This is a genomic window from Kitasatospora azatica KCTC 9699, assembly GCF_000744785.1.
Lineage (GTDB): Bacteria > Actinomycetota > Actinomycetes > Streptomycetales > Streptomycetaceae > Kitasatospora > Kitasatospora azatica.
Window position 1 is genome coordinate 1,918,362 of record NZ_JQMO01000002.1, and the last position, 26,228, is coordinate 1,944,589.

26 protein-coding genes and 2 pseudogenes are annotated in these 26,228 nt (G+C 69.3%); 14 read left to right on the forward strand and 14 right to left on the reverse strand.

Annotation, left to right across the window (positions count from 1 at the left end; genetic code table 11):
* Positions 1 to 118 precede the first annotated feature (118 nt).
* The gene (locus BR98_RS08945) at positions 119 to 1,183 is read left to right on the forward strand and encodes a class I SAM-dependent methyltransferase (RefSeq protein ID WP_035841570.1); all 1,065 of its coding nucleotides are present in this window, start codon (positions 119 to 121) and stop codon (positions 1,181 to 1,183) included.
* Here the strand turns inward: BR98_RS08945 and BR98_RS36165 are convergent.
* Positions 1,155 to 1,562, reverse strand: a complete 408-nt coding sequence (locus BR98_RS36165) for a YciI family protein (RefSeq protein WP_051969478.1) — start codon at positions 1,560 to 1,562, stop codon at positions 1,155 to 1,157. The two genes, BR98_RS08945 and BR98_RS36165, sit on opposite strands and share 29 nt — an antisense overlap.
* 439 nt (positions 1,563 to 2,001) lie before the next feature.
* Here BR98_RS36165 and BR98_RS08955 point away from each other — a divergent pair, with 439 nt between their 5' ends.
* Positions 2,002 to 2,298, forward strand: a complete 297-nt coding sequence (locus tag BR98_RS08955) for a hypothetical protein (RefSeq protein WP_035841573.1) — start codon at positions 2,002 to 2,004, stop codon at positions 2,296 to 2,298.
* Positions 2,299 to 2,508: 210 nt separating this feature from the next.
* A pseudogene (locus BR98_RS42495) lies at positions 2,509 to 2,718 on the forward strand (transposase); the annotation flags it as partial.
* A 240-nt stretch (positions 2,719 to 2,958) separates the two neighbouring features.
* Here the strand turns inward: BR98_RS42495 and BR98_RS41025 are convergent.
* Together BR98_RS41025 and BR98_RS08975 are read right to left on the reverse strand one after the other, a co-directional pair.
* The gene (locus BR98_RS41025) at positions 2,959 to 3,378 is read right to left on the reverse strand and encodes a cupin domain-containing protein (protein WP_157537525.1); all 420 of its coding nucleotides are present in this window, start codon (positions 3,376 to 3,378) and stop codon (positions 2,959 to 2,961) included.
* A gap of 254 nt (positions 3,379 to 3,632) precedes the next feature.
* Positions 3,633 to 3,935, reverse strand: a complete 303-nt coding sequence (locus tag BR98_RS08975) for a hypothetical protein (RefSeq protein WP_035841578.1) — start codon at positions 3,933 to 3,935, stop codon at positions 3,633 to 3,635.
* 341 nt (positions 3,936 to 4,276) lie between these two features.
* Here BR98_RS08975 and BR98_RS08980 point away from each other — a divergent pair, with 341 nt between their 5' ends.
* The 4 genes from BR98_RS08980 (at position 4,277) to BR98_RS08995 (ending at position 10,242) form a co-directional block, all read left to right on the forward strand.
* A complete protein-coding gene (locus BR98_RS08980; protein WP_035841580.1) occupies positions 4,277 to 5,428 on the forward strand; it encodes a hypothetical protein in 1,152 nt (383 codons plus the stop codon).
* 285 nt (positions 5,429 to 5,713) lie between these two features.
* Complete coding sequence (locus BR98_RS08985; RefSeq protein WP_157537527.1) at positions 5,714 to 7,030, forward strand: tyrosine-type recombinase/integrase; 1,317 nt, start codon at positions 5,714 to 5,716, stop codon at positions 7,028 to 7,030.
* 665 nt (positions 7,031 to 7,695) lie between these two features.
* Positions 7,696 to 8,946: a tyrosine-type recombinase/integrase gene (locus BR98_RS08990; RefSeq protein WP_051969480.1), complete on the forward strand. Its 1,251-nt coding sequence runs from the start codon at positions 7,696 to 7,698 to the stop codon at positions 8,944 to 8,946.
* Between the two features lie 162 nt (positions 8,947 to 9,108).
* On the forward strand, positions 9,109 to 10,242 hold the full coding sequence (locus tag BR98_RS08995; RefSeq protein WP_232247297.1) for a hypothetical protein: 1,134 nt from the start codon (positions 9,109 to 9,111) through the stop codon (positions 10,240 to 10,242).
* 31 nt (positions 10,243 to 10,273) lie between these two features.
* Here the strand turns inward: BR98_RS08995 and BR98_RS09000 are convergent, their stop codons facing one another.
* From BR98_RS09000 to BR98_RS09010, 3 genes are read right to left on the reverse strand one after another with little or no spacing between them, the layout of a single operon-like run.
* Complete coding sequence (locus BR98_RS09000; protein WP_035841581.1) at positions 10,274 to 10,759, reverse strand: hypothetical protein; 486 nt, start codon at positions 10,757 to 10,759, stop codon at positions 10,274 to 10,276.
* A 58-nt stretch (positions 10,760 to 10,817) separates the two neighbouring features.
* Complete coding sequence (locus tag BR98_RS09005; protein WP_051969481.1) at positions 10,818 to 13,448, reverse strand: S8 family peptidase; 2,631 nt, start codon at positions 13,446 to 13,448, stop codon at positions 10,818 to 10,820.
* Complete coding sequence (locus tag BR98_RS09010) at positions 13,441 to 14,418, reverse strand: AAA family ATPase (protein ID WP_035841583.1); 978 nt, start codon at positions 14,416 to 14,418, stop codon at positions 13,441 to 13,443. Before BR98_RS09010 ends, BR98_RS09005 begins: the two co-directional genes overlap by 8 nt.
* 229 nt (positions 14,419 to 14,647) lie before the next feature.
* Here BR98_RS09010 and BR98_RS41030 point away from each other — a divergent pair.
* Together BR98_RS41030 and BR98_RS39100 are read left to right on the forward strand one after the other, a co-directional pair.
* Positions 14,648 to 14,821, forward strand: a pseudogene (locus BR98_RS41030) (IS21 family transposase); the annotation flags it as partial.
* Positions 14,822 to 14,831: 10 nt separating this feature from the next.
* Positions 14,832 to 15,203, forward strand: coding sequence for a hypothetical protein (locus BR98_RS39100; protein ID WP_051969482.1), 372 nt, complete (start codon positions 14,832 to 14,834; stop codon positions 15,201 to 15,203).
* Positions 15,204 to 15,311: 108 nt separating this feature from the next.
* On the opposite strand, the gene BR98_RS09020 is transcribed toward BR98_RS39100, so the two are convergent.
* From BR98_RS09020 to BR98_RS09040, 5 genes are all read right to left on the reverse strand, one after another.
* Positions 15,312 to 15,551: a hypothetical protein gene (locus BR98_RS09020; protein WP_035841587.1), complete on the reverse strand. Its 240-nt coding sequence runs from the start codon at positions 15,549 to 15,551 to the stop codon at positions 15,312 to 15,314.
* 3 nt (positions 15,552 to 15,554) lie between these two features.
* Positions 15,555 to 15,950, reverse strand: a complete 396-nt coding sequence (locus tag BR98_RS09025; RefSeq protein ID WP_051969483.1) for a carboxymuconolactone decarboxylase family protein — start codon at positions 15,948 to 15,950, stop codon at positions 15,555 to 15,557.
* Between the two features lie 618 nt (positions 15,951 to 16,568).
* On the reverse strand, positions 16,569 to 17,081 hold the full coding sequence (locus BR98_RS09030) for a MarR family winged helix-turn-helix transcriptional regulator (RefSeq protein WP_035841589.1): 513 nt from the start codon (positions 17,079 to 17,081) through the stop codon (positions 16,569 to 16,571).
* A 279-nt stretch (positions 17,082 to 17,360) separates the two neighbouring features.
* Entirely contained in the window at positions 17,361 to 18,047 is a 687-nt protein-coding gene (locus BR98_RS09035) for a DUF305 domain-containing protein (protein ID WP_232247298.1), read from the reverse strand.
* Positions 18,048 to 18,061: 14 nt separating this feature from the next.
* Entirely contained in the window at positions 18,062 to 18,745 is a 684-nt protein-coding gene (locus tag BR98_RS09040; RefSeq protein WP_035841591.1) for a DUF3105 domain-containing protein, read from the reverse strand.
* Positions 18,746 to 19,251: 506 nt separating this feature from the next.
* Here BR98_RS09040 and BR98_RS39105 point away from each other — a divergent pair.
* Entirely contained in the window at positions 19,252 to 19,410 is a 159-nt protein-coding gene (locus BR98_RS39105; RefSeq protein ID WP_157537529.1) for a hypothetical protein, read from the forward strand.
* 195 nt (positions 19,411 to 19,605) lie between these two features.
* On the opposite strand, the gene BR98_RS09045 is transcribed toward BR98_RS39105, so the two are convergent.
* Positions 19,606 to 21,255 (reverse strand): ISAzo13 family transposase, encoded by a 1,650-nt coding sequence (locus tag BR98_RS09045; protein WP_407639401.1) that lies wholly within the window; start codon positions 21,253 to 21,255, stop codon positions 19,606 to 19,608.
* 65 nt (positions 21,256 to 21,320) lie between these two features.
* On the opposite strand from BR98_RS09045, the gene BR98_RS09050 reads away from it, so the two are divergent.
* The 4 genes from BR98_RS09050 to BR98_RS37695 all read left to right on the forward strand — a co-directional run bounded on the left by BR98_RS09050 (position 21,321) and on the right by BR98_RS37695 (position 25,131).
* Positions 21,321 to 21,587, forward strand: a complete 267-nt coding sequence (locus BR98_RS09050; RefSeq protein WP_267886056.1) for an STAS domain-containing protein — start codon at positions 21,321 to 21,323, stop codon at positions 21,585 to 21,587.
* A gap of 10 nt (positions 21,588 to 21,597) precedes the next feature.
* A complete protein-coding gene (locus BR98_RS09055) occupies positions 21,598 to 21,849 on the forward strand; it encodes an ABC transporter permease (protein WP_232247299.1) in 252 nt (83 codons plus the stop codon).
* 362 nt (positions 21,850 to 22,211) lie between these two features.
* Positions 22,212 to 23,603 (forward strand): nitrate/nitrite transporter, encoded by a 1,392-nt coding sequence (locus BR98_RS09060; RefSeq protein ID WP_035841597.1) that lies wholly within the window; start codon positions 22,212 to 22,214, stop codon positions 23,601 to 23,603.
* Between the two features lie 775 nt (positions 23,604 to 24,378).
* On the forward strand, positions 24,379 to 25,131 hold the full coding sequence (locus BR98_RS37695) for an STAS domain-containing protein (RefSeq protein ID WP_198042148.1): 753 nt from the start codon (positions 24,379 to 24,381) through the stop codon (positions 25,129 to 25,131).
* A 399-nt stretch (positions 25,132 to 25,530) separates the two neighbouring features.
* Here BR98_RS37695 and BR98_RS39110 read toward each other — a convergent pair whose 3' ends face one another.
* Together BR98_RS39110 and BR98_RS09070 are read right to left on the reverse strand one after the other, a co-directional pair.
* Positions 25,531 to 25,707, reverse strand: coding sequence for a hypothetical protein (locus BR98_RS39110; RefSeq protein WP_157537533.1), 177 nt, complete (start codon positions 25,705 to 25,707; stop codon positions 25,531 to 25,533).
* 166 nt (positions 25,708 to 25,873) lie between these two features.
* Positions 25,874 to 26,065, reverse strand: coding sequence for a hypothetical protein (locus BR98_RS09070; protein ID WP_035841601.1), 192 nt, complete (start codon positions 26,063 to 26,065; stop codon positions 25,874 to 25,876).
* Between the last annotated feature and the right edge of the window lie 163 nt (positions 26,066 to 26,228).

Here is a 26,228-nt window from a genome sequence, read left to right on the forward strand (position 1 = left end):
CGGGTAGCGTGGCGGAGGAAGAGAGATTCCGTCGCCGTCCCATCGAGCCGCCGCCCCAAGTGCGGCCGGCCGCAAAGCTCGTCTCCTTCGCCGCGGCCCGATGGCGAGAGGAGGAGCGATGTCTGTCGCAGAGCTGGACGCGGTGAAGCAGGAGGAGTTCGGCGGCCGCATGATCCAGGTGCTGAACGACGCCTGCCTGTGCCTGATGACGGGCCTGGGCCACGAAAGCGGGTTGTTCGACACGATGTCCGCCATGGCGCCGGCCACCAGCGCCGAGATCGCCCGGGCCGCCGGGCTGGACGAGCGCTACGTCCGGGAGTGGCTGGGCGCGATGGTGGTCGGCGGCTTCGTCGACTACCAACCCGAACAGGCCACCTACCAGCTGCCGCCCGAGCACGCCGCGGCACTCACCAGGGCGGCCGGACCGGACAACCTGGCACGCATCGCCCAGGACGTCGGCATGTGCGGCGAGGTCGAGCAGCGGGTACTCGATGCCTTCCGCACCGGGGCCGGTGTGCCGTACTCCGCGTACCCGCGCTTCCAGGCCCTGCAGGCGGAGGAGTCCGGCGAGGTCTACGACCTGGCCCTGGTGGACGGCATCGTTCCGCTGGCGCCCGGCCTCACCGAGCGGCTGCGGGCGGGCATCGACGCGCTGGACATCGGCACCGGCCAAGGCCACGCGGTCAACGTGCTGGCCAAGGCATTCCCCGCCAGCCGCTTCCACGGGCTCGACATGTCCGAGGACGGCATCGCCGCCGCACGCGCCGAAGCCGCCGAACTCGGCCTGGCCAACACCGACTTCCAGGTCGGCGACTGCGCCGACCTGACCGGCTCCTACGACCTGATCACCGCCTTCGACGTCATCCACGACCTGGCCCGGCCCACCCGCACCCTCGCGGCCGTCGCCGGCGCACTCAAGGACGACGGCGTCTTCCTGATGGGCGACATCTCCGCCTCCAGCCGACTGGAGGAAAACCTCGAGCACCCGCTCGGGCCCGCGCTCTACACGTTCTCGACGTTCTACTGCATGAGCGTCTCGCTCAGCGAGGGCGGCGAGGGCCTGGGCACCGTGTGGGGCGAGCAGACCGCCCTGCAGATGCTCGGCGAGGCCGGCTTCAGCCGGATCGACACCCAGCGGGTCGAGGGCGACATCCTCAACGTGTACTACGTCGCGCAGCGCTGAGAGCCCAGCACGGTGCGGGCACACCCGTAGGTCCCTGGCAGCCGTCGCCGCAGTCGACTCCAGCGGGTCGCTCGCCGGCCTCGACGAACGCGATCGGCAACGCCGTCAGGGCGTGAGCGACGGTCTGCCCACGCAGGCCATCTTTGCCAACGAGAACGGTCCACGGCTCGACACTCGTGGTCACCAGCCGGTAGGTCTGTTCCCATGGATCGTCGGCGAAGCGGCGGTGGATGTCGGCCTCACTGTCAGCGTCGGCGACCAGGAGCACACGGATCCGATCGTGCTCGCTGCCAGCGAGCGGGTCGGCGATCAGGACAAGGCCCTGGTCGGCGAGATTGTTCATGGGTCTGGCTTCACGGATGACGGCGAAGAAGGTCATTGCTCGCTCCCTGGTGGTACTGGTGTGGTGGCCGCAGGAGGACCCCTGGGTGGCCGAGCCGTGGCGGAGCCCCTCGGCGGTGGCTGTCAGCCGGGGACACCGTGACGTTGGGCGGTGATGAGCCAGGCGGCGGACGCGTCACGCAAGATGATCTACCGGATCAGACCTCGGAGCGAGGACAAATCCCACAGATGATCACGACTCAATACGTGCCCAGTAGCGCGGCCGCAAGTATTGGTCGGAATTATGCGCCAAATCGCCCACCCGTTCGATGGGCATTCACGCGCGCAAAGCCCGACGCGCTCCTGGTCCGCATCGCCGACCGCAAGCCGCACGTCCGACTCGCGGCCTAACAACCAGAATTTCCGGCCGCGCGTACTAGTATCCGCCTCTAGCATCACTCGATCGACCGTTGCTCACCCAATCGATAGGAGCCCCGATGATCGGCGTACTCGTGACTTTCACGCAGAGCGACAAGTTCGATCGTTCAACTCTCGCAAAGATTGCCGGCGAACTCCGAGGACCGTTCGAAGGCATGGCTGGCCTTCGCTTCAAGAGCTTCATGCTCGACGAAGACGGCGTTCAGGCAAGGAACTTCTACGTGTGGGATGACGAGGACAAAGCCCGCGCCTTCTTCACGGAGGAGCTCGTCGACAAGGTGGCGGGGATTTATGGCGTCCCACCCAAAATCGAATACCTCGATATCATGGGGTTCGTCGACAACTCTGGTACCTGATTCTCAAGGGGACTATCGCGCAAACCCCTGCCGTCCGGGCCGTTTTGGACCATCGGGGCATGCCACAGAACTTCCTCACATGCGATCGAGACCAACCACTGCTGCGGCCCTGCAGTCCCCTGACCTGAGTGACTGGCTGCCCGAGGACCACCTCGCCCGGTCCATGATCAAGGCGATCGAGCAGCTCCACCTCGAGCCCTTCTACGGCGCCTGTCGCTCCGACGGGCACGGCCGGGCCGCCCACGAGCCGAAGACGATTGCTCACCCTCCCGCTACTCCTACCGCGTCGGCGAGCGAAGCTCGCGCAGGATCGAGCGCCGCTGCGGCGAGAACGTCGTCTTCCGGGTGATCTGCGCAAACCAGGCCCCCGACCACGCGACGATCGCCCGCTTCCGGGTCCGCCACCAGGAGTCCCTCACTGACCTCTGCGGCCAGGTGCTCGACCTCTGCGCCGAGGCTGGCCTGGTCGAGGTGGCGGGGCTCGCCGTCGACGGCTCGAAGTTCGATGCCTCGGCCTCCAAGCACGCCAGCCGTAGCTACGAGCAGATCGCGAGGTCGACCAGGGGTGTCCCGGCACGAGACCGGCGGTGCCCCTGGCGGTGCGGTGAACACCAATGCCGACTGCTGCGAGCACAACGCCGGCGGATCAGGGCTGACGCGTCACCTCTTGGCGTAGTCGGCGAAGCCCTGCCAGTCGATGACGACGCACGCCTCGTCGCCCACGACCCAGGCGTCGTGTCCCGGCTGACAGATCATGAAGTCGCCGGGGCCGAATTCCGCTGACTCGCCATCGTCCATGACGATGTTCATCCGGCCGGAGATCACATAGCCCATGTGCGAGGCTTGGCAGCTCGCTGTCCCCGCGATGGGCTTGACGTGCGTCGACCACTTCCATCCCGGCTCGAAGGTTCCCCGGCCCACTGCTCCGGCATCCAGGTTGACCAGCTCCACCTTCCCCGGCACGTGGTCCACACCTTCGCCCAGGTCACCGCCGCCCAGCGACTGGTATCCGCTCTTCCCCAACCCCGTCGTCGCCGAGTCGCTCCTGGATCGGCTGATCAACACCAGCCACCAAGTCATCCTGAACGGCCCCAGCTACCGGCCGAACAAGCGACCCAAGAACCCCACCGACAAGCCGGCGACCGACATCTCGGCGGGGCCGGCCACGTCCAACAACTCGACGCCGGGAAACGCTGCGATGACGACTCTGCGGGCGGATCCAGACCTCAGCTCCGACCCGACCCAGGTGCTCGGCACAAACGTCAGCGCTGTCCGCCGGGACATCTGAGCAGCTGCTCCGGCGGGTCGAAGACTCTCGCCTGAGCGGGGTGGCGTCAGGAGGCGGCTCCCGTGACTCCCGGGGCGACAAACCGGCGGTGCATGGCGGTGAAGCCGAACTCCGGCTTCCCTTCGATGCCGACCTTCTCGATCGCGGGCGCCAGCCTCTCCTGCATGAAGCGGTTGAAGTCGTCCTCCGCTTTCCACACGTCGGTGACCCGCAGGCCGTCCGCGTCGAACCAGGCAACGTGGAGGACAGCGCCGTCCGGCGTCTGCTCCTCCCAGCGGACCAGGTCACGGACCGCGTCGTACTGCGCGGGCGTGGCACCCGCCCAACTGAAAGACAAAACGACAGCCATGGCAGTGCTCCCATCACTTTCGTGCTTTCCAGGCTAACCCTCCGTGCCGGACCGCTCCTTGGCTGCGGGCAATAGCGAGGCATGACGTCCATGAGGGTCGGCATCCGATGGAGCCCTGACGTCGGGTGCCCATGGCTGGGCTGGACAGCCCGGGTCAGGGCCCACCTCCCCGAAGGTCGCTCCGGAGTCATGTCCGCGCCAGCGTCACGCCGGCAAAACGCTGCGGACGCCCACGTGTTCGGGGGCACCGGCAACGAGGCTGGCTGCAGGGAAAAGCGGCGGTGCATCAGAATGAGCGAGTGTCCGGCAGTGCAGCCGGGTGGATCCGGAGGTCCCAGTTCATGACCCGCTACAGCATCGACCCCGACCGGCACGTGCTGATCGGCTCCTGGGGAACGGGCGAGGGCGACCTCGCGACCCGAGTCGCCGCTCTTCCCGCCGATTGCGCGGTTGGTGTGCTGTTGGGTCTGGCTCGTGCGCTGACCCAGGTCTCCGAGGCTGCCTGGCATACCTACACCCACCCAGCCAGCGCCGCACCCTCGCTGGAGCCCAACAGCGAGGGCTGGCAGCGCGACCAGGAACGCGCCGTCTTCGGCGAAGTTGCCAGCGCGATCAGCGAGCCGAACCTGCCCCGCGGCGGCACGATGACCGTCTCCTACAGCCCGCTGCTCGAATCCGCGCACCGTGTCGGGCGCGCCCTGCACGATATCGCCGACCCCGAACTGACCAAGGCCATGCTCGCCGAAGCAGCGGTCGAGCTGGCCGCGGTCGAGAGAGCCGAGCTGGGCGACCTGGCCGGCCGCGCCCAGCAGGCCGTACTGCTCAGCCGCGAGGACGCATCCCCCGTCCAGGTCGCCGCCGCCGACCACCTCCTCGAGCAGGACCCGTTCGGCCCCGCCGAACTCTTCTTGGCGATCGACCCCACCGCCGCGGCCGTCGCCGCGGCCCACTGGCTCGCCGCCGCGGCCGAAGTCGCCGCCGAAGCCTCCGGAACCCACCCCACCCAGGTCGTCCTGGAAGCCGACAACATCCAGGCCCTCCCGCACGAGACCCCCACCCTCGTCCTCGGCCTCATCGACGACGGAGCCACCCCGCGCGAGGCCGTCACCGGCCTGGTACGCCACGCCATGCACGTCACCGACGGCCTGCTGCCCGACCCCGCCGCCCTGCGCGAGCAGCTCGACGACCTGGAGGAGACCCTCGCCGAGTACACCGGTGAGGACGCACCCGGCCTCGCGGACGTCGCCCTGCGCCTGACCCCGCTCGACCCCCGCCGTCCCGCCCGCGACCTCCTGGAAGACCTCCTCGCCGGCATCCACGCCTGCTGGCTCTTGCACAGCGAGTACAACGACCTTGACGAAGAGAACGACTCCGACGACGAGGAAGGAGAGTGGGACGACGAACAGGCCGAACTGCACCAGGACCGCAGCCGCCAGCACTTCGCCCAACTCGTCCGCGAAACCGCCGCCACCCACCGCGAACGACTGCTCTGACCTCCCGCACCCGCAGCAGTCCGCCGGCGAAATCCGACCCCGCCGCTGATCACGGACAGTGACTAAAGGTGGGGTCGGATCCCGTTCCCCGACCGCAGCCGTGCCACTGCGACCCGCTTCACTCGCTCACCCGCGGCCGAACCAGCGACTCGACCGCGACCACCATGCGCTCACCACCGCCTCAACCAGCCCTGTGACCTGCGACGATCCCTTGCGCTGGCGCCAAGGGTGGCCCAAGCGAACCCTGAGAGGAACGCCTGCTCACGAGCCGCCGAGGTGACCACCATGCGATCCACAACCCGCGACCGCGGACGCGTCTACCGGCGCTGCGGCTGCCGCGACGACCTACGCCGCCAGCTCGGCGCCCACTGCCCCCACCTCGCCACCGACCCCGGCCACGGCACCTGGACCTACGCCGTGGACGTCCCCTGGCCCGACGGCCGCCGCCACACGGTACGCCGCGGCGGCTACCCCAACGAGGACGCCGCCCGCACCGACCTGCACCGCTTCCTCGACGGCCAGGCCTACGGATACACCCCCGACCCCCGCCAGACCCTCGGCGACTACCTGACCGCCTGGCTCGCCGCCCAGGAACTGCGACTCAAGCCCACCACCCTCGCCCGCTACCGCGCCTACGTCCACCAAGACCTCATCCCCACCCTCGGCCACATCCCCCTCGACGACCTCGCCTACGGGCACATCGACCACTACGCCCGCGCCCAACTCAAGGCAGGCCGAGGCCGCGTCACCGTCCACCGCATCCTCGCCACCCTCTCCAGCGCCCTCGGCGCCGCCGTCCTGCGCCACCGCCTCGGGCACAACCCCGCCAAACCCGCCATCGTCCCCCGCCCGCCCACACCCGAACGCCGAATCTGGACCCCCGACGAAGCCGTCCGCTTCCTCGACTACACCCACGAGCACGACCCGCTGCTCGCCCGCCTCGTCGAACTCATCATCAACACCGGCATGCGCAAAGGCGAAGCCCTCGGCCTGCACTGGGACGACGTCCACCTCGACGACAGTGTCCTGTTCGTCCGCTACACCCTCTCCACGGTCGACAACCGCTACGCCGTCCTGACCGCCCCCAAGACCCCCAGCAGCCTGACCTGGATCGCCATCAACAAGCGCGCCCGCCGAGCCCTCGAAGACCAGGCCGACCAGCACTTCCTCGGCCTCGCCGTCCCCGCCCACGGCTACGTCTTCCAACACCACGGCCGCCCCCTCGACCCGACCCACGTCCTCAGGCGCTTCCACAAACTCTGCGACAAGGCCGGCGTCCCCCGCATCGGCGTCCACGACCTGCGCCACCTGGCCACCACCCTCGCCCTCGACGGCGGCGTCCCGTTCGTGATCGTCTCCAAGACGCTACGCCACCGCACCCTGTCGACCACCGCGAACATCTACAGCCACCTCACCCGCCAAGCCGCCCGCGAAGCCGTCGACGCCATCGGCCGCCTCCTCGACTCCGCGGAACTGGCCCTCCACGCCGCCCAACGCGCAGACCGGCCACGGAATCTGATCGAACAATTCCGCGACCACCTCACCGACCGCCGGCGCCGCAGCCGGCGCGAACACGCAGGCCACGCACCCGTCCCGCTGTGAGCGGTGCGACCACCATGCGACCACCAGCTGACAGAACACCAGAAAGGCCGCTCCCGCCAACGGCGGAAACGGCCTACGACCTGCGTAAAAGCAAGTCGGGACGACAGGATTTGAACCTGCGACCCCTTGACCCCCAGAGGGGTTCAAGTAGTGTCCACAGCCGAGGCCTCGAAGCCTCGGCTTTTTCGCTGCGCAACTGGATTGGAAGCAAGGGAAGTTGACGAGAACGACAGGCAGCCTTTGACAGCAGGGCGCGATTGCAGATGACATCCGGTCAGCGTTCAGTTCGTGCATAGATGCCCGTTTTCGCCCATGGGCGCTCACTGGAGCTCACCGCGTGTGGTCCCAAAGTGGTCCCAGAGCGCTCAACCCGCTCCAGTCACTGCGAGCAACAGAAATCTGGCAGCTCGTCAGCAGACACCCCGTCGGCAACACGCAGCGGTCCACCGAGCAGTGCCACTGACCGAGTGGGTCGCCTCGGGCAGATCAAGAGCGCCTACCCATCGGCTACGCATTGTGATCTTCCGGGCGGTGTGTCGTCTTGAGCGTGTCCTGTCCGGCTGGTTCTGACGTGCCTCGCGCACCGCCCCGCACGCTCTGCCGACACGCCGAGCCTCCCGGCGAACCTGGGCCTCGGAATCACCCAGTCCAAGGAGGAACCACCCATGGCGCAGCGCACGACACGAGGCCGGGTCTACCGCCGGTGTGGGTGCCAGGACGAGAACAAGAAGCAGCTCGGCCCCTGGTGCATGCGACTGCTGGAGGACGCGAAGCACGGCACATGGACCTACGCCGTCGACCTCGCCCCCGAGGACGGCCGGCGCCGAACCCGCCGAAGGGGCGGCTTCGCCAGCCGCACCGAGGCCGCCCGCGAGATGGCCGCCGCCCTGGGCGGCGAGCTGCGCGGCGTCTACGAGAACCGCCGCACCACCGTCGCCGGCTACCTACGCGAATGGCTCACCATCAAGCAGCCGACCCTCGCCCCGAACACCTACGCCGGCTACAAGGCCTGCGTCGAACGGGACCTCATCCCCGCCTTCGGCCACCGCAGGCTCCTCGACCTGCGCGCCAAGCACATCGACGACTGGATCACCGCCCAACTCGCAGCGAAACGAGGCACCGTCACCGTCTACCGGGCCGTCTCCACCCTGCGCAACGCGCTGAACGCCGCCGTCCGCTCCTGGCGCCTGCGCTACAACCCCGCCAAACACTCCGTCCCGCCCAAGCCCCGCGCAGAGGAACGCACCTGCTGGACGCCCGAGCAGGCCGCGACCTTCCTGCGCCACAGCACCCAGAACTACGCCGACCAGCTGACCGATCTCTTCGAGGTCATGCTCGGCACCGGCATGCGCCGCGGCGAAATCCTCGCCCTGCACTGGTCCGACGTCCACCTCATGGACCGCAAGCTCTTCGTCCGCTGGACCCTGGCCGCGGTCAACAACGGCAAACTCCACCTCGGCCAACCCAAAACCCCCGCCAGCCGCGCCTGGATCAGCCTCTCCCCCAGAGTCATGACCACCCTCCACCGCCAAGCCGCCATCCAGATGGCAGCCCACCCCAACGGGCGTCTCGAAGGACTCGTCTTCTCCCACGGCGACGGATCACCCCTGCGACCCCAGTGGGTCCTCGACCAGCTCCGCAAGCGCACCGCCGAGGTCGACCTCCCCAAGATCGGCCTTCACGACCTGCGACACACCGCCGCCAGCATCATGATCGCCATGGGCATCCCCCTGGCCATCGTCTCCAAGACCCTGCGCCACGCCACCCTCGCCACCACCATCAACCTCTACGGCCACCTCTTCAAAGACTCCGCCGACCAAGCCGTCAACGCCCTCGCCAAAGCACTCGACCAAGCCGACGCCGAGCGTGAGGACGCCCCGGCTGCCATCGACGCGTCCGCTCGCTTCGCCGCGTAGAGCCCTGCTGGCAGAGCGACTTGGGCAAGGTCGACTGTCTGCCGAAATTCGGATGGTCTGTCCGGAGTCGCAGGTATCCTCCCTTTACGGTGGCCGGCACCTCATCCCGACCGGTCGCCCTGCTGGCCAACTCCCTTGGCCAGCAGGCATGGAAGGACCCCTGTGATAGATCTCAGCAACTACGAGTTGCTCTGGCCTGCCGATCTCTTCATCGCCGAGGCCAACCACATCGCGGCATCCGGCCGGCGGGACTGGACCTCCAGGGCCGAATGGCTGCTCACCGAGGCGTTCCAGGGATCCAGTGCCTGCTCGGACTTCGAGAACCTGCCCGCCACGGCCTCCAAGGCCGACGACCCTTGGGGGCAGCCCGCCCCTCCTGCGTGGGTGCAGGCTCCGGTGCTGACGCAGCGGACGTGGTTTCGGGAGTTGGCCGACCAGGCGAAGGAGATCCGGCACTTCACGGAGCCCCGCCCCTACTGGCCGCACCGCCAGGGGCAGGTCACCCCCAAGACGTCGGCGCACCCGGACTCGGTGCGCCTCGGATTCGCCCGGCTGGTCATGGAGATGCACGGCAACGGCTACCTCGCCGAGCACTTCGGCGAGGAGTGCGTCGACGTCGACGAGAAGCTGCCGGACGCAGCCGAGGTCTTGGAGCTACGCCTGGGCATCGCACAGCTGTGGCCTCTCAAGCCGCAACAGTGGGACGAGGACACGTTCTTCGGCCTCGTGGAGGTCTTCCACGACCTGGTGTCGCGTCCGCGCGACCGCTACTTCCATGACTGGAACCAGTGTGGCTGGCACCACCGGGAGTTCCACGCCGGCCCCGCCCGGGTGCTGTACCGGTGGCGGGTGAACCGGCTGCTCGACGGTGCCGGAATCCACTACCGGCTCGCCGATGAGGGAGAGGACCAGGGGCGCCTGGTGGCCGTGACGGACGACGCCCGCGCCGACCTCGTCCACCGTGCCCTGGCCGTGACCGACCCCGACATCAAGCAGCGCACCGCGCACGCCATCGCCCTCTACCGCGGCCGCGGCGCAGCCATCGAGGAGAAGCGCTCAGCGATCATCGCCCTGGCGGGCATCCTCGAGGAGCGGCGCGACCTGATCCGCACGGAACTCGGCAAGCCCGACGACGGCGCATTGTTCATGGTCGCCAATAAGTTCGAGATCCGTCACCGCGACGCCTCCCAGCAGGAGGACTACGACCCGGCGTTCCTCGACTGGATCTTCTGGTGGTACCTGGCCACGGTCGAACTCACCACCACACTTGCCGGGCGCCAACATGTCGGCGGCTGAACTGGTCACCTTGGCCGGGCTGCTCCGTCTTCTACTTCAGCGGCCGGTTGAGGCGCTCGGTGGAGACGTTGCGGCGCCGGAGGAAGGCCGACATCGCCCTGGAGTAGGGGCCGTCGATGTGGAACTGCCCGTAGCGGTGCTCCAGGTCGATCCAGACGACGTCCATGAGCCCTCTCCCCCGCTCGTAGGGGTGGATCCAGATCCAGTCCATCCACCACACGCCGTCCTCCATCGCGAAGCCGGCAGCGCCCGCGGCGATCGGGAACGTGGCGTGGAAACGCCGGGAGACGAACAGCACGCCCTCTACGTCGCTGCGTTCAGTGCTGAACGGGGCGACGTCGTTGTTCGTCTCCCGCCGGAATTGTTGGCCGATCACATCGACGGCCTCGCGCAGGGCCTTGCTGTCCGCGACGATCACTGACCTGCTCGGTCGCTCCATTCCGAGCAGCGGAACCATCCGGATGTCGAAGCGCGGAGGATCGCCGTAGTACGCCAACTCGCTGTCCTGCCCGTCCATACCTGCTCCCGCCCCCCTTGTCGTGATGCTCGATTGGCCGCTGCCTGCCCGGTGTCACCTACCAGTTGATCGGCAGTTGGACCGGCACTCCTTGGGATGTCTCGACTCGGGCGGCGAGGCTGGCCGGGATCGGCACGTCGAGTTTCACGGCGGTGGGCGTGTAGAGGTCGGTCTCGACCTCTGGTGTCGCCAGGGACACCAGTAGTGCATAGGAGACGGGAAGGCCGACGCGGTCGGAGCGGTCGTGGTCCTTCCACCAGCCGCCGGCGGGGTAGACGGCGAGCATGCCGCTGCCGGCCAGTGCTGTCGCGTCGCCCCTCCAGACGTCGGAGTGGAGTGAGCCGCGTTTGCGGTTGGTGGGACCGACGACCCAGGCGTCGTCGGCCTCGAACTTCTTGACTTTGGTGATTCCGTCGTCCTCCGCCTCGGCGGTCTCCGCGATGCGGCGCTCGAAGGCGGCCTGGGATTCGAGGGAGCCCTTCATGGCGAACCTGAGCCGGTGGGAGGGGTAGGTGTGCTGGCCTCTGACGCCGCGTCGGCCGGGGTTGGGTTCGACGAAGTAGGACAGGGTGACCCGCAGCTCGACGTCGGTGCCGCCCATCTCGTCCAGTTGCTCGCGGGGCCAGGGAAGTTCGTGGAGCTTGAGCTCGCCAAGGCGCACGCCGCCGGGGTAGCGGCGGTACGGGATGAGCGAGCCCTGGATCATGAGGGTGACGGCGTTCGCGGCGCTCGACAGGACCCTCTCCTGCGTCGGTACGCCCCAGCCGTAGCGGCGCAGTACCTTTCTGGCGAAGTCACCTGACCCCATTTTGGGCTTGCCGGTCCTGGTGTAGACGCCCTGGAGCATGGGCGTGGTCCAGCGGGCTTCGTGGACGAGCAGGGCGCGGATGGCTTCGGGGCCGAGCGCGGGGTAGGCGGCGTGGGCCATGGCTGCCAGGCGGGCGGCCTGGGCGGTGGCCGCGCTGGTGGCATTGGCCGTGGTAAGGGGCCGGTCGATGTGGATGCCGGTGGTGGTGAGGCCGACGATGTCGTGTTCGTGCCACTGGGTGTTGGCGTCGTCGACGAGGAGGTTGCCGCCTTCGAGGACGATGTCGGGCTTGATGGGGGTGGTCTCGCTCATCGTGACGGTGGTGCGGCTGAAGGGCGAGAGTTCGCCTGCTGCTGCGAGAGCGCGGTAGCCCCTGAAGTCCGGGGTGTCGGGGACGTCGGTGAGGTTGGTGTGGGCTCCAACGGCGAGGATGTTCCAGGCCTGTGCGGGGTCTTCGATGCGGGAGGTGTCGCACAGGTCGAGGTGGGTAGGGCTGCCGTCGGCGGCTCGCATTTCGTGCGGCAGGCGGTCGCGGATGTTGCCAACGGAGACGACGATCAGCCGGGAGGCCGCGGGGTCGGGGGCGCCGTGCAGTTCGATCCTGTCGGCGCGGACGGTGACGGACGTGCCTACCGCGAGGGCGTCGACGGTGGCGGACCACAGGGTCGCTGTTCCGTCCGTGCCGTTCTCCGGGCGGACGGAGTGCTTGGTGACGGCCATCGAGAACACTCGGGCGCGGGGCTGCTCGACGGCCCCGGTCTCGGCGACGGCTACGGCGTCGGCCGTGACCTCGCCGAAGGTACGGGGCGCGTCGGGGGTCTTCGCGGGCAGGAGCTTGACGGCTTCGATCCCGTGGGTGAGGCGCACGGCATCGTTGGTTGCCAGTGCGGCGTCGAGGTCACCGTAGAGGGCGAGGCCGGCCATCCAGGTGCCGTGGCCGTTGCGGTCGTCCGGGCCTTCCGTGGGGAAGGCGCTCTGTGCTCGCCCGGCGAGCGCGTCCTTCAGCAGGATGTGCTCCTGGCGGATGCCGGTGTCCAGGATGCACACCGTGGGCGATCCGGGCGGCGCCTGCTCGAGCCGGGCTGCGAGATCGGCCACGAGCGGCCCCTGCAGGGCACGCTCGGTCGTGTGGATCTCTTCGGTGAAGTTGGGCCGCCGGATCTCGGCCGGGCAGTTGGTGGTCACCAGCAGCCTCAGCTCGTCGCCGGGCGCCTCGACCTGGGCCACGTGGTAGTCGCCGATGGTGACCGAGCGCGGCGCTACCTGCCAACCGTGCTCCGCCGCCGTGCGGCGAAGGGCGGCGACCTGGTCCTCCTCAGCGAGGGCGGGGTCGAACCACAGCTCCCACCATCTGGGGGTGTGCATCTCCGGAAGCGGCGTCTCCTCCTGCCACAGGTGTTCCAGCAGCGCCCGCTGGATGCGCTCGACGTTGGCGACGACAGCGGCCTGCTTCGGACGGCCGGCCGGTGTGTCCTGGGTGAACTGGCTGATCTTGTTGGCGAAGGTCTGGGCGCGGCCGTCCGGGATCCAGACCACCGCGTCCTGCGGGTGCCCGGGTGTCGCAGGGTGGGCGCTCAGGAGGGTGAGGCCGGAGTTGTCCAGGGCCCCCAGGTTCAGGCCGTGGCCTTCGGCTGCTTCGACGCGGATGGCGAATCCGCTGGGCCGGTTCTCGGCGGCGATGTCCCGCCGGTCCTCGACAGCGGCCTGCTGGGCCTGGCGCAGTCCTTCGAGCAGGCGCGTGACGTGGCCTTGCCGGTCGGCGGACCTGTCGACCAGGGCGTCCCCGCCACCGCGGACGATCTGCTTCTTCGGCACCAGGGTGGCGGCGCTCCACGGGACGAGCAGGTGCGGGGTGAACCGCGGTGGGGCCGGGTCAGGCATGGCGCAGCGCGTGCCGCTCGTCCAGGGCGTCGATGAGTAGGCGTTCGTCGATCATGTCGTCCCCTCCGAGGATGGCGCGCTTGGCCGCCGACTCCGCTGCCTTGACCAGCTCGGCATGGCTGAGCTGGTCAACTTTGCCGGTCAGGTCGGACCACCGTACTGCTGCGGTGTTCATACCGGTGAGCCTTCGCTGCAAAACCTCGATCGCCTGCTCCTCGGAGGGGGGTGCGTAGTGCACGACGAGGTCGAAGCGGCGGAACAGGGCTCGGTCGAGGAGCTGGCGGTGGTTGGTGGCGGCGATGACGAGGCTTTCGGAGGGGGCTTCGTCGAGGAAGAGGAGGAAGGAGTTGAGGATGCGGCGGGCTTCGCCGACGTCGTTGCCGGCGGTGCGCTCGGCGCCGAGGGCGTCGAACTCGTCGAAGAGGTACACGGCCCGGGTCTCGGCGGCCGCTTCGAAGACCAGGCGGAGTTTGGAGGCGGTCTCGCCCATGAAGCGGCTGATCAGCCCGTCGAGGCGGATGGTGAACAGCGGCAGGGAGAGTTCCTTGGCCAGGGCCGCCGCGGTCATGCTCTTGCCGGTGCCTGGCGGGCCGGACAGCAGGATCCGGTGGACCGGTGTGAAGCCGAAGCGTTCCAGGCGGGCGCGCTGACGCTGTTCGTGGAGGACCTTGTCCAGGCAGGCACGTAGGTCCTCGGCGAGGGTCATGTCGTCCAGGCGGATGTCGGAGTAGCCGGCGGTGAGCAGGCTGGCCAGCTCGCCCCTGGGCTGCACGACAGGAGTGGGGCCGGTGCGGGGGATCTTCTGGGCGCGGGCGGCGTCGATGAGCTCGCGGATCTCGACGGCGAGCTTGCCATGCCCCTGGCGGGCGGACTTCGCGGCGACCTGGAGGGCGACGCTGTAGAAGAGGTCCTCGTCGCCTTCGGCATGGGCGGTGAGGAGCGCCTTGAGGTGGTCAGCTGTCGCAGCCACGCACCTCACGCTCCTTCTCCGTAAACCGGGCCCGCCATGTAAACGAGCGTTGATGACACTCGGCACTCGCACGGCAGAAGAGCCGGCGCATTCCGCCATCGTACGGGGACGGTAGGAGCTGGCGAGGCCCTGCGCACAAACAGGCGTTGTCACGTCCTGGTTTCCCAGCGGGGCGGACGTGGCTGCGACTGGGCCTGCCCTCGGTGAGGTACGGGGGCGCGGCTCAAGCGGTTCCAGCCGTCGGCGGGGGCGTTCCCGAGCCTCGGACCGTCCGCCGGTCTACCGGCGGACGGCGAAGGGCTCTGCGGTCGACGCGGTGGAGCCTGCGGTCCGCGAGCTGCTCAAGCAGACCCCGACGATGCCGGTGACCGTGATCGCGGAACGGATCGGCCGGAATCGCGGGCCTGGCGCTGTTGGAGCCGGCGTGGGCGGGAAGCTGGGACTGGAGCCCGGAGCACACTGCGCTCTGGGCGCAGTACGACGAACTGGAAGCTCTGCCGCCGCGGGAGTTCATGGCGGAGTTCATGCGCTTGGGCGTCAAGCCCGAGGTGGTGTCGGCTCCGCCGCCCGGTCCCTCGCCGCCGTGGATGGCCAAGCGGCCGGCCGGCATCCGGGCGTTCCTGAAGACGTTCAAGACCTACGACCTGGACCGCGGCAGGCTCACCGCCGTCGACAAGCCCGTGTACTTCGCCCTCGGCGGCCTGAGCAACCCCGACGACTACGGGGAAGTGGCAGTCCGGCTGGCGAAGGTGTTCCCGGACTTCCAACTCGAGGTTATGGCCTGACGGTGCCCCGGAGTTGATGGCCGCAGTGCGCCAGGGCGCGCGGCCGCCTCGTGCTCCGCGAGGGGTAGGCCGGCCACTCGTGACCGTGAAGTTGGTCGGTGCGGCCGATCAGCTGGCTTCTGGTGCTGTACCGGCAGATCCGCCTGACGGCTGGGTGGGTGCGGTCGGCAGGTCTCGCAGCTGCTGGTCGTAGTCACCCAGCAACTGGCGGAGCTGGTCGAGTGATTCGGCGGGGACATCGGCCGGGGCCGACTCCACGACGTAACGAGCTGCCGCGACCAGCGCGGACAGCTCGTACACGTGGAAAGTGGCGCGCAGCACCGTCGGGCGCAGCCTCTCCAGCTCCATCGGTCAGCCCTTGGACTTCACGTAGTCGACGACCTGGCCCAGCTCGGCGGCGAACTGGTCGTAGTCCTCCTGCATGCCGTTGATGTAGGCGCTCCAGCCCAGGCTCGCCTTCGCGTAGTGCACGGCCTCCTGGATCTCCTCGTCCGTGGCGCCGAAGAGCTTGGCGGCCTCGGTGTGGAACAGGCTGCAGTAGTGGCACTTCGTCTCGGCGTGCAGGCCGACGCCGATCAGTTCCTTGTACTTGTTGGGGATCAGCGTCTCCCCGAGCTCGATCCGCTTGAAGATCTCCCACTCGGGTCCCAGCAGCTCGGTCGGGATGCGTTGGAAGAAGTGCGGGACCAGGCCCAGCGTCTCCTTGATGTCCGCCTCGACCTCGGCACGACTCACTGTGTCAGCCATCACGGCCTCCTCCGAAGGCCGGGCGTCCGCGACCGGCGCTCGCTCGCGGGACCGCGAGCTGGAGGGGCACCGCGCCGACTGTCCACAGGCCCTCCCCCTCAGATTACGCCGGTGCCCTGAGGTCTCAGGCGATCTGCCGGCGGCCCGGTGAGCCGTTGATCCACAAGCGCGTCTTCGGCACGTACGAGCTGCTGTGCGCGGCGATGGAGAAGGCGATGCACGCCTCTATGAGCAGTAGGTCTTCGGCCCCTGCGGGATTGCGGCCGGCAGTACCGGCACCCGTAGACCACCGAGGCGAAGCTCTTCGGCCCGGCCCAGGCCGCCGCCGGCTTCTCGTGGCAGGCGAGCCGGGTACTGAGCAGCGGGATCAGCAGCGCGGCGGGCCGAATCAGCGTGATCGACAGCACCACTGCCGCGTACCCGCCGACCGAGCGGTTCGCGAGCGGCGCGGGCGTCAGCAGTGCGCCGAAGAGCAGCAGGGCGGCAAACGTGCTCAGTCCGGCGACGGCCCTCGTCGGTCCGGCTGCGGCTCCACCACTCGGCCTGGCGCGGGGAGCAGCCGCATCGCGCGCCCTCCCCGCACGGGCCGGCCGCTACCGGCCGGTCGGCTCGTCGACTTCACCAGCCGAGCAGGTCCAGGTGCTTGTGCGGTGCGGCCGGCTCCCCGCCGGCTTCGGCGAAGGCGCGCAGGGCGCTCACCAGGCCGGCGCGCTGGTCCTCAGGCATCTGCGCGACGACCCGGGCGATCTCGGCGCGGCGCCGGTCCGTGGCGTCGACCACCGTGCGGGCGCCCTCGGCGGTGAGTTCGATCCGAATCTCGCGGCGGTCCTGCGGGCTCGCCTCCCGTAGCACCATGCCGGCTGTGACCAGGCGTTCGATCATCCGCATCGCGGTGGAGGGGTTGACGGCCAGATGCTCGGCCAGTCGGGACAGGCTCATGGCGCCGCGGGTCTGCAGCACGACCAGCATGCGGAACTGAGGGAGGGTGAGCGCTTCCGCCACCTCGCCCAGCGATCTGGCGGAGATCGCCACCAGGACGCGGGAGGCGGTGAGCACCGCCGTGACAAGGTCCTCCTCGACCCCGGGCAGGGAGGAGTCGAGGGCGGGCGGCTGGGAACGGTCGTGCGGCATGAGTCCTTTTTACATCCCGCACGCACGTCTGTGCGCCACACGGGTACGTCCGGCTCCCGCCCTACTGGCCTCCGAAGCGGATTTATTGCATACTGCAAAGATCTCTGCGGGTGCCCACTGCCCCGGGAACTGCGGTTCCCGACGACGCCCGCAGGGTCGGACGTCCGCCGCCCGCGCCTGCCCGCCCGCGGCGGCGGCTGCCCGAGGCGGTCGGCCTGCCAGGGGCTTCTGCTCCTCTGGCGGGCCGGCCGTGGTGTCGAGCACTTCACGCGGCCGCCGTCAGGAGAGCGGCTTGGCGCCGCGGTCTGCGAGCATGCCGGTCATCAGCTGGATCTCGGAGGTCTGGGCGTCGACCATCGACTGGGCGAGCCGCTTCTCGGCCGCGTTCCCGGCCAGGTCGACGTAGCCCTGGGCCATCTCGACGCCGCCCTTGTGGTGCTCGATCATCAGCTGCAGGAAGAGCACCTCGGCCGGCGTTCCGCTCAGCGAGCGAAGGCGGTCCATCTGGGCGTTGGTGGCCATGCCGGGCATCAGGGAGCCGTCGTGGGCCTGGTAGTCGTCCATGTGCATCCAGGCCATCGGCTTCGCCGACGAGTTCTGGGTCAGCCCCCACTGGTCGAGCCAGCCCGTCATCATGCCCCGCTGGTTGGCCTGGGTGTTGATGATGTCGAAGGCGAAACCGCGGACCTCGGGATTCCGGGTCCGGTCGCGGATGATGAACGACAGGTCGATGGCCTGCTGGTGATGAGTGGCCATGTCCCGGGCGAAGCCCGCCTCCGGGGAGCCGTCGGCCGCAGCGGCGACCGCATGCACAGAGGAGGTGCCGGCTGCGAGTGCGGGCACCCCGAGGCAGAGCGCGCCCGCCGCCGCCAGCGCGGCCGGCCACCACATCCGCCGGCCCGTCCGGACGGTGCCGACCGGCGCAGCCGCAGGCTGCTGACCGTCCGTCACCTGCTGCTCCGTCATCTGCTCGCCGCCGCTCACTGCATCGACCCGGCGCTGCAGGATGCTCCGGGCTCCTGGGTCTGGGGTCCCTGGACGTACTTGGTGAAGAACTCGTTGACGCGCGGGTCGGTGGCGCTGTCGAGGACGAGCTGGGTGCTCCAGGCGCTCAGGGTGATGGTGCCCGGCTCGTCGGGATAGGGGCTCATGAACGAGTACGGGGTGGCCTTGACCTTGTCCGAGAGGGTCTTGATGTCGGCGGCGGTGGCCTTGCCGTTGTAGGTGACCCACACCGCGCCGTGCTCCAACGAGTGCACCGCGTTCTCGTTGTGCAGCGGCTGGTCGTAGACGTTGCCCATGCAGGGCGTCCAGACCGGGTTGTGGTCACCGCCGACCGGCGGGGTCTGCGAGTACTGCACGGGCGTGGTGACATGGTTGCGGGTGAAGGTCCCGAAGGTCTTCACCCCAGGTATGGAGGCACTCGCCGCAGCAGCCCTGGCCCTCTTCTGGTCGGCGGCACGCTCGACCGCGTAGGTGCCGGCACCGGCCGCACCGAGGACCACGACGATGGCAGCCGCGATCGCGACGATTCGGTTGCGGCGCTCCCGGCGCTGCTCCTGGGCACGCAGTTCGGCGATCCGGGCGCGGCGATCCGCAGCCGCGCCTGCGCTCTTGCCCCGCGAGGAGCGGTCACCGGCAGTACCGTTCGATGTGGAACCCATCGGGGCATCCTTGTCTCCGCCACGAGGCGGTTCGGCGGCAGGGCGAGGCGGGCAACGACACGAGCCCGCGGCAGCGGCACGCAACGGCTTGCGCGCCCTTGCCGCCCGGTATCGGACAGCTGCAAGCCCGGGAAGGGGCACGGCGGCATCGACTTCGGAGTCCGAGGCCTCTCCCACAGACCGCACCCCGCCGTCCGGGTCACATACCCGCTTGGGACGGCCAGTTTTCCACGAATCCTTTGCCCTGTGCAATGAAGTAGGCTCATCCTCTCGCCCGCGCTCTTGAGGGGACCGAAACCCGAGTGAACCGGATGCCGAAACCCGCAGCAGACACCGCCTGCACTACCCACCACCCACCCGGCACTCCCGAGCGCCGTGCCGATGAGGCACGCCTCCAGTCCGACGACAGGGAACCGAGACCGCCGCAGGGCGCCGCGCCCAGCCCCCAGCAGCTCGCCGGCTCCCTCGGCAGCGCCCTCCTGCTGTGTGCCGCGACCATCCATGCGGTGCCACGCGCCTTTCACCTGCACCGCGGCACGGTCGCGGCGTGCACGGCGGTCAGCGCGGTCCTCGCGGCCGGAGCTGCTTCGACCACGCTGCCGCACCTGTTCGACCGCGCCCGGTCCCAGGCCCGCCGGCGGGCTGCCCGACGCGGGCGGCCGTGACGATGCGCCCGCCCACCGCACCCCGCGTCGCCCGCCTGCTGTGCGGCCTTGTGTCGCGCCTTTCGGAAGCGGCCGGAACCACCGCGCCGCACAGCACCCGCGTCCGACTGGCCGGCCAGATCGACAGCCGCAACGGGGACCGCATCGCACACCAGCTGCGGGCGGCCATGCGGCACGCGAGGGGCCGTCGATGAATTAGTGGGTTGATTTGTCCTCGCGGTCTGCGGCTGTCGCGTGCATGACGTAGTTCGCGAGGTCGCTGGGGTCGATCAGGCGGGCGGGGATCGGTTCCGGGTGGTGTCCCAGGTCTTCCAGGATGGGGCGGACCTGCTTGATCAGGGCTCTGATCTGGTTCTCCCCGACGCGGAAGAGGTAAGCGGTCAGCGAGCGGGACAGGCCGCGCTGGTCGAGGATGGCGGCCCAGATGATGTTCTCTGTGGTCATCTTGCGGTGCCGGGGCCGCTCCTTGGGCGGCAGGGCGTCCAACCGGTCGCGGACGCTGACGGTGAGTTCGTCCAGGTCATGGCGCTCGATGCCGGTCAGCAGGGGGTGGGTGGCCAGGGTCGCGCCGAAGGTGTGCGCGTGCCGGGGGTGGGATCTGGGGCCGGGCGGGTGGAGCGGGACGTCGGGGATGCCGGGCTGGGGCGGGATCGTGTAGTTCCACTCCCCGTGGAAGTCTTCCGGGCGGATCGTGAGGGCGGACGCGTGTTGTTCGCTGATCTCGATGCCGGTGGGGTAGCTGCCGGTGTCCAGGCGGGCGGTCACGGTCAGTCCGGTGCGGGTGGTGGTCGCCGAGATGAGGTTCAGGGCGGTCTCGTAGCTGGTCAGCGGGTGGGAACGCCAGTTGAGGGAGATGAAGGAGAACAGGCGGTGCTCGACCCGGTTCCACTTCGAAGTCCCCGGAGGTAGGTGGCACACGCTGATCTCCAGGCCGGTCTCGGTGGCGAGAACGGCGAGGTTGGCCTTCCACGCCTTGGCGCGGGAGCTGTTGGAGCCGCCGCCGTCCGCGGTGATCAGCAGGCGTCTTGCCTGTGGATAGGCGGGCCGCCCTTCCTCGGTCCACCAGCGGCGCAGGCTGGAGACGGCGAACGCGGCGGTGTCGTGATCGGTGCCCACCACGACGAACCCGGTATTGCGGCCCAGGTCGTAGATGCCGTAGGGGATCGCTGTGCCCGTGGCGTGGGAGGGGAAGTCGTGGTCGAGGACCTTGACCGGGGCGCCCGGCGGGGCCCACTCGCGTCCGGGCCGGGCGAAGAGTCCGATCTGCTCCTTCTTCTTGGTGTCCACGCTGATCACCGGATCACCGGCCTGGAGGAACTCGGCCACCGTGGAGTTGAGATGCTGGAACTGCGCGTCCCGGTCTGGGTGGTGGCTGCCGGCCAGCACCCGCGCGTTGCCGCGCAGGCTGAACCCGGCCCCTTTCAGCAGGGCCGCGACAGTGTCGCGGCCCACCTTCCTGCCCTGGGCGGCGAGTTCATCCGCGAGGCGGCGCAACGACTTCGTCGTCCACGTCAGGGGCTTCATCGGATCGCCCTGTGTGCTGTCCTCGACCAGCGCCAGCAAGGCCGGCACCAAACCTGGGTCCCTGTCCGCCAGGGCCGGGCGGCCCGCACCCGACCGCCGTACCCGCCCGTCCGGTCCCTCGCCCGCATCGAGTTCGGCCAGGCCACGGCTGACGCGGCCTTTCGAGACGCCCGCAGCCTGTGCCACCGCGGCAATCCCGCCGTGCCCGAACTGCCGGGCCTCCGCCGCGTACAGGATCCGGCGCTGCCGCTCGTTCAAATGCGGCGTCACCGCCTCGAACTTCGCCCGTAACGACTCCACCGATCCATCAAAGCGCCCCATGCCACATCAACGAGCCCAACTACCGTAAGCAACCCACTAATTCATCGACGGCCCCGAACGGCACCCTGGAGGTCGACATGTCCGAAGTGGGACACCTCAGCCCGGCCGGCGCGTCCGCTCTGCTGTCCGCCGTCGCAGCCGCACGCACCCAAGGAGTCGCCGTCGTCGTCCTCGGCGCCCCACCCCAGGCCCGGTCCGCCATGCGACAGGCCGGGCTGGACCACCTGCTGCTCCATGCGACGCCCGACCCCGCACCGGAGCCCGAGTCCGAGTCCGAGTCCGGGCAACGGGATCGGGGCAACGGGAGCTCCGGTCCCGCCGACCGTCGCTAGCTCCGCCATCATGAGCCTGGCCATGGTCGTGCTGTTCCCGCTCACCCCGGCCAGCAACACCTTCGTCGCCCCGCACACCATGCCCGGCTGGCTGCACGCCCTCGTCGACGCCAACCCCGTGACCCACCTGGTCACCACGGTGCGGGACGCAATGGCAGGCACAGCCACCCTCGGACAGGTCGGCACCGTACTGCTCGCCTCGGCCACCCTGGTCACCTTCTTCGGGCCGCTGACCATGCACGCCTACCGCACCCGCCAGTAGCGAGGTCAGCCCAACGGCCTGGATGAACACCCTGCCGAGGTCGCCGCCCTGCACACGGTCTGGGACCAGACGTGTGAGCACACCAGCGGTGGGCACCCGAGCTTCATCTGCTGGAATGCCGAGCTGCTCGCCAGTCCGGGGAATTCAGTAACGGAAGACACCGTGGCCGCTGTGAGGCGCATGACGATCGCCGACATGGATCCGTCATGTCGAGGTGGCGAAACGGCCACCTCACAGTGTCCCGCCGGCGGTGTTAGGACCTCGTTACAGGCCGCGTAGTGGAGGTGGGCGGCCGGTTAACACGGTCCGCCTAGCGTGCTGGCGCCGGAAGGCATTCGACCGCCCGGCGAAAGGACACCCTCATGGCGACCGACACAAACGCGACCACATCCGGACAGCTGACTGAGCAGGCTTCCGACGACGAGCTCCTGCAGCGCCGACCGCATCGGTGGATCGACCGCTGGCTGCCGGAGGACCAGCAGTTCTGGGAGACCGTCGGTTCCCGGACCGCGCGCCGCAACCTGATCTTCTCGATCCTCTCCGAGCACATCGGCTTCTCTGTGTGGACCATCTGGTCGGTCCTGGTGCTGTTCATGCCCCAGAAGACCTACGGCTTCAGCGTGAGCGACAAGTTCCTGCTGACGACCACTCCGGCGGCGCTGGGCTCGTTCGTACGACTTCCCTACACCTTCGCGATCGCCAAATTCGGCGGCCGCAACTGGACGGTCATCTCCGCCGGGCTGCTGCTGATCCCCTCGGTGCTCGCACTCGTCCTGCTCAAGCCAGGGGTGTCCCTGGACACCCTGCTGGTCGTCACCGCGCTCGCCGGGGTCGGTGGCGGCAACTTCGCCTCGTCGATGGCCAACATCAACAACTTCTACCCGCAGCGGCTCAAGGGCCGCGCGCTCGGACTCAACGCGGGCGGCGGCAACATCGGCGTCGCCACCGTGCAGATCGCCGGCGCATTGATCATCGCAGCCTTCGGCGCGGCCACCGATCCCCGCGTCCTGCTGTACATCTACATCCCCTTGGTCCTCGTGGTCACCGCAACGGCGTGGACGCGGATGGACAATCTCACCGAGGCGACCAACGACTCCGGCGCATTGCGCGAAGTCGCCCGCCACCGGCACACCTGGATCATCTCCTTCCTCTACATCGGCACCTTCGGCTCGTTCATCGGCTTCGGCTTCGCCTTCGGCCAGGTACTGGCCGCGTCCGGTGTCGCGCACCCGATCTACGTGGTCTGGTTGGGGGCCTTCGTCGGATCGCTGATCCGCCCGGTCGGCGGAGCACTGGCCGACCGCTTCCGCGGCTCAACGGTGACAATGTGGAACTTCGTCGCGATGACGCTGGTGTCCGGGGCCGTACTGGCGACCTCCCACGCCAAGTCGGTACCACTGTTCGTGCTGGCGTTCACCGTGCTGTTCGCACTGACGGGCGTCGGGAACGGATCGGTGTACAAGATGATCCCGGCGATCTTCCACGCCCGGGCCGTCACCCGGCTCAGCGAGGGCGCCGACGCCAAACAGGAGAGCTTCCAGGCCCGAAAGCTGGCCAGCGCCCTGGTCGGGGTCGCCGGAGCAGTCGGTGCCTTCGGCGGCGTCCTGGTGCAGATCGCGTTCCGTCAGTCGTTCCTGTCGACCGGCACCGGCGACGCGGCCTACATCGCCTTCATCGCCTTCTACGCGCTGTGTGCCGTGCTGACCTGGGCGGTGTACGTTCGCTCGTCGCACGACAGCCTCATCGGGGTCTGAACCTGGGTCCCGCTCCAGCGGCCGCGGCCGGCCACACCGCACCGAGAGCAGGTAATGCTCGACTGCCCCCGGAGCCGCGAGCCGGCGACGCCCGGTAGCGAGGTGGGGCCCGGTTGCACCGTCCGGGCACCACTTCGCTTCCCTGTCACCGCGATTGTGCGGGCGCATCATGACGAAGGCCCCACGCCGGATGGGCTACGAGGCCCTTGTGGTGCCTGAGGCAACCCAGCGCTGCCTGCGGATGCCTCGCGACGCGCTTGGATCTTGCCCAACACCCCTTTGCAGGACGGGTTCCCGGAGCACGGAGAAGCCGCGTCGCGCCTCCCGCCCTTACGGCACGGTCCGCGATTGAGGTCGGGATGCACCCTGTCAGATGAGCGGTGTCCCGGCCCGGGCACCACCGGTCGACGGTCCCGGCCACATCCAGCCTGCGCGGAAACTCGGCACCGACAGGCAGAGCGCCCAGGCGCTTCTCCACCACGGCACTGACTGCGCACTCCATGCGCCGACGCACCGACCGTGGCCGCGGGGACCGGGAAGACTTCGTCACGCCGCCACGGCTCCAACAGACACCCCTGCGGGCCCCGAACCAGCTGATTCAGTCACCCACGAAGTACGAAGCCAGCCGCGACGGCACAGGCTGTCCGGCGGACCCGCCGCAGGCTCCCGCAGAGCCGACCAGCAGGTCGACTCCAGGCGCACCCAAGGGCTGCCACAAGCCTCGCACGCCCCCTTTCACGCCCAAGACTGGCGCATCGTCAGATTTCTTTGCATAATGCAATGGTCTCGTCGGTGTCCACCGCGCCGGACACGGCCACCTCGTTCGCGAGCGGCTGTCCCGGCGCCCGCTGCGGGGCACAACACCTTCCCCCGGGCATCTCCCCCGCCCTCGGGAGGGGGCTCCGGCGCTCGGCCGTCGCCAGGTTCTCCAGGCCTGCCGACGGCCGCCGGAGTCGGCTTCCGACACCGGCGGCTGCCCAGCCCGGCGACCGTCAAACACCGAATCCGCGCGGCGGTCCACCTCCCACACTCCTGTGGCCGGCGCCCCCGCTGCGTCGGGAGCCGGCCACAGGCGGCGAAAGGCACCGCCCTGAGCACCGCGCACGTCACCTACGGCCAGCGCCACGGATGGACCCTGATCCACATCGGCGGGACCCTCGACCTCACCGCTGTCTCCGCCCTCCGCGAGCGGCTGCTCCGGCTGATCTGGGACGGCTGCCGACAGCTCGTCGTCGACCTGGGCGGTCTGGACTTCTGCGACTCCGGCGGCTTCGCGGTCCTGGTCGCCACACGCCGCCAGATGGCCGCCCGCGGCGGAGAGCTCCGCCTGGTCCTTCCGGCACCGGCGAGCAACGCCCGCACGGCCCTGAGCGCCTTCGGCACCGACCGCGTGTTCCAGACCTACGCCAGCGCGGCCGACGCTCTCGCCGACTGCCGCCCCGCGACGGACGCGGACTGCTGCGGCACCCAGGCCCTGTCGGCCGGGCAACGGCCGCCGCTTGGCGCCATGCCGCGTCAGCGCAAATGACCGACCGGAGAACCGGGCCCCGGAACCCGCACGAGGGACAAGCACCTTGCCCAGCCAGCAGCCGTTCCACGACCCGCAGTGCGAGCGCTTCCTGGAAGCAGCCGACGCCGCCGGGATCCCACTCGTCGACGCCCTGCGCATGCGCGCGACCCACGCAGCGGCCAGACGCCTCGCGCTCACCACACAGGCGCGGGTCGCGGCCCTCCTGACGGGATCGGCGACCAGGAGAAACCCGCCATCGGGCACGCCGGCCACTCCGCCCCTGCTGCCGCCCCCGCCCGGTGCGAGGCAGGCGATGGATGAACCCCCGCACGGAGCGGACCGTCGTTTCGACGGCCCAGGGCGACCGTGATCATTGCCAGGGCCGCTGCGTGCCCTTCCCGTCGTCGGCGGCCTCGCTCACCGGCCGGTCTCCTTCTCGCACGGAGCGGAGCTGTCGACCGGGCTGGGGCGGATGTGCAGTCGCCAGCCTGCGCCGGCCGCCTCGTCGATCAGCTCGCGCACCCTCGCCTCGTCGCCGGTCTCGCAACGGATCCGGGCACCGCTGTCGTCGTAGGCGGTGATCTCGAAGCGCAACTCGGTGTCTCCTTCTGGTCGGGGCCCACACTCGATCTTGATCTTCGCGAGCAGTTCGCGCACCGGACGCAGCCCGCCCCGCAACGGCGCCGTCCCCCGGAGCGGTGCCGGGTGCCCCCGCCCGTGAGGGAACTCCACCTCCGCGTGGCACGGCGAACCCGACACCTCAGTCCACGTCGACCGCCGCCTCGCAGCGCTCGACCACGACACCGTGCTGCTCCGCGATCCGCAGCAGGAGGGCCACCCGTCCGGCATAGGCCTGGGCGCCGTCCTCGTCATTCGCGCTGCGAGCGTCGTCGCGCAATCTGCGGGCCTCGTGGAGCTTCTCACGCAGCTCCTGGTCGAACACGTTGCTCACTGCCGTCCCTCCGTGCCGAGCACCTGTCGTGCCAACGGCCCTGTTCGCAGAAGATGGTGACGAAATAGCGGCGTTCTTCACGTCATCGCGTCTTCGCTCCGGTGGATGGCCTGTGACCGGTGCGGGACACGGTCGACCACCCGCCGCCCGCGCCCGCCGAACG

Bases quoted from the DNA above. Each gene is read 5' to 3' on its own strand.
- BR98_RS41025 (WP_157537525.1), bottom strand. From the start codon at position 3,378: ATGACTTGGTGGCTGGTGTTGATCAGCCGATCCAGGAGCGACTCGGCG.
- BR98_RS37695 (WP_198042148.1), top strand. From the start codon at position 24,379: ATGCAATGGTCTCGTCGGTGTCCACCGCGCCGGACACGGCCACCTCGT.
- BR98_RS09045 (WP_407639401.1), bottom strand. From the start codon at position 21,255: ATGGGGCGCTTTGATGGATCGGTGGAGTCGTTACGGGCGAAGTTCGAG.
- BR98_RS09055 (WP_232247299.1), top strand. From the start codon at position 21,598: ATGAGCCTGGCCATGGTCGTGCTGTTCCCGCTCACCCCGGCCAGCAAC.
- BR98_RS09025 (WP_051969483.1), bottom strand. From the start codon at position 15,950: ATGGCTGACACAGTGAGTCGTGCCGAGGTCGAGGCGGACATCAAGGAG.
- BR98_RS09030 (WP_035841589.1), bottom strand. From the start codon at position 17,081: ATGCCGCACGACCGTTCCCAGCCGCCCGCCCTCGACTCCTCCCTGCCC.
- BR98_RS08990 (WP_051969480.1), top strand. From the start codon at position 7,696: ATGGCGCAGCGCACGACACGAGGCCGGGTCTACCGCCGGTGTGGGTGC.
- BR98_RS36165 (WP_051969478.1), bottom strand. From the start codon at position 1,562: ATGACCTTCTTCGCCGTCATCCGTGAAGCCAGACCCATGAACAATCTC.
- BR98_RS08955 (WP_035841573.1), top strand. From the start codon at position 2,002: ATGATCGGCGTACTCGTGACTTTCACGCAGAGCGACAAGTTCGATCGT.
- BR98_RS08980 (WP_035841580.1), top strand. From the start codon at position 4,277: ATGACCCGCTACAGCATCGACCCCGACCGGCACGTGCTGATCGGCTCC.
- BR98_RS08975 (WP_035841578.1), bottom strand. From the start codon at position 3,935: ATGGCTGTCGTTTTGTCTTTCAGTTGGGCGGGTGCCACGCCCGCGCAG.
- BR98_RS09035 (WP_232247298.1), bottom strand. From the start codon at position 18,047: ATGACGGAGCAGCAGGTGACGGACGGTCAGCAGCCTGCGGCTGCGCCG.
- BR98_RS09020 (WP_035841587.1), bottom strand. From the start codon at position 15,551: ATGGAGCTGGAGAGGCTGCGCCCGACGGTGCTGCGCGCCACTTTCCAC.
- BR98_RS09060 (WP_035841597.1), top strand. From the start codon at position 22,212: ATGGCGACCGACACAAACGCGACCACATCCGGACAGCTGACTGAGCAG.
- BR98_RS08985 (WP_157537527.1), top strand. From the start codon at position 5,714: ATGCGATCCACAACCCGCGACCGCGGACGCGTCTACCGGCGCTGCGGC.
- BR98_RS09000 (WP_035841581.1), bottom strand. From the start codon at position 10,759: ATGGACGGGCAGGACAGCGAGTTGGCGTACTACGGCGATCCTCCGCGC.
- BR98_RS09005 (WP_051969481.1), bottom strand. From the start codon at position 13,448: ATGCCTGACCCGGCCCCACCGCGGTTCACCCCGCACCTGCTCGTCCCG.
- BR98_RS08945 (WP_035841570.1), top strand. From the start codon at position 119: ATGTCTGTCGCAGAGCTGGACGCGGTGAAGCAGGAGGAGTTCGGCGGC.
- BR98_RS09040 (WP_035841591.1), bottom strand. From the start codon at position 18,745: ATGGGTTCCACATCGAACGGTACTGCCGGTGACCGCTCCTCGCGGGGC.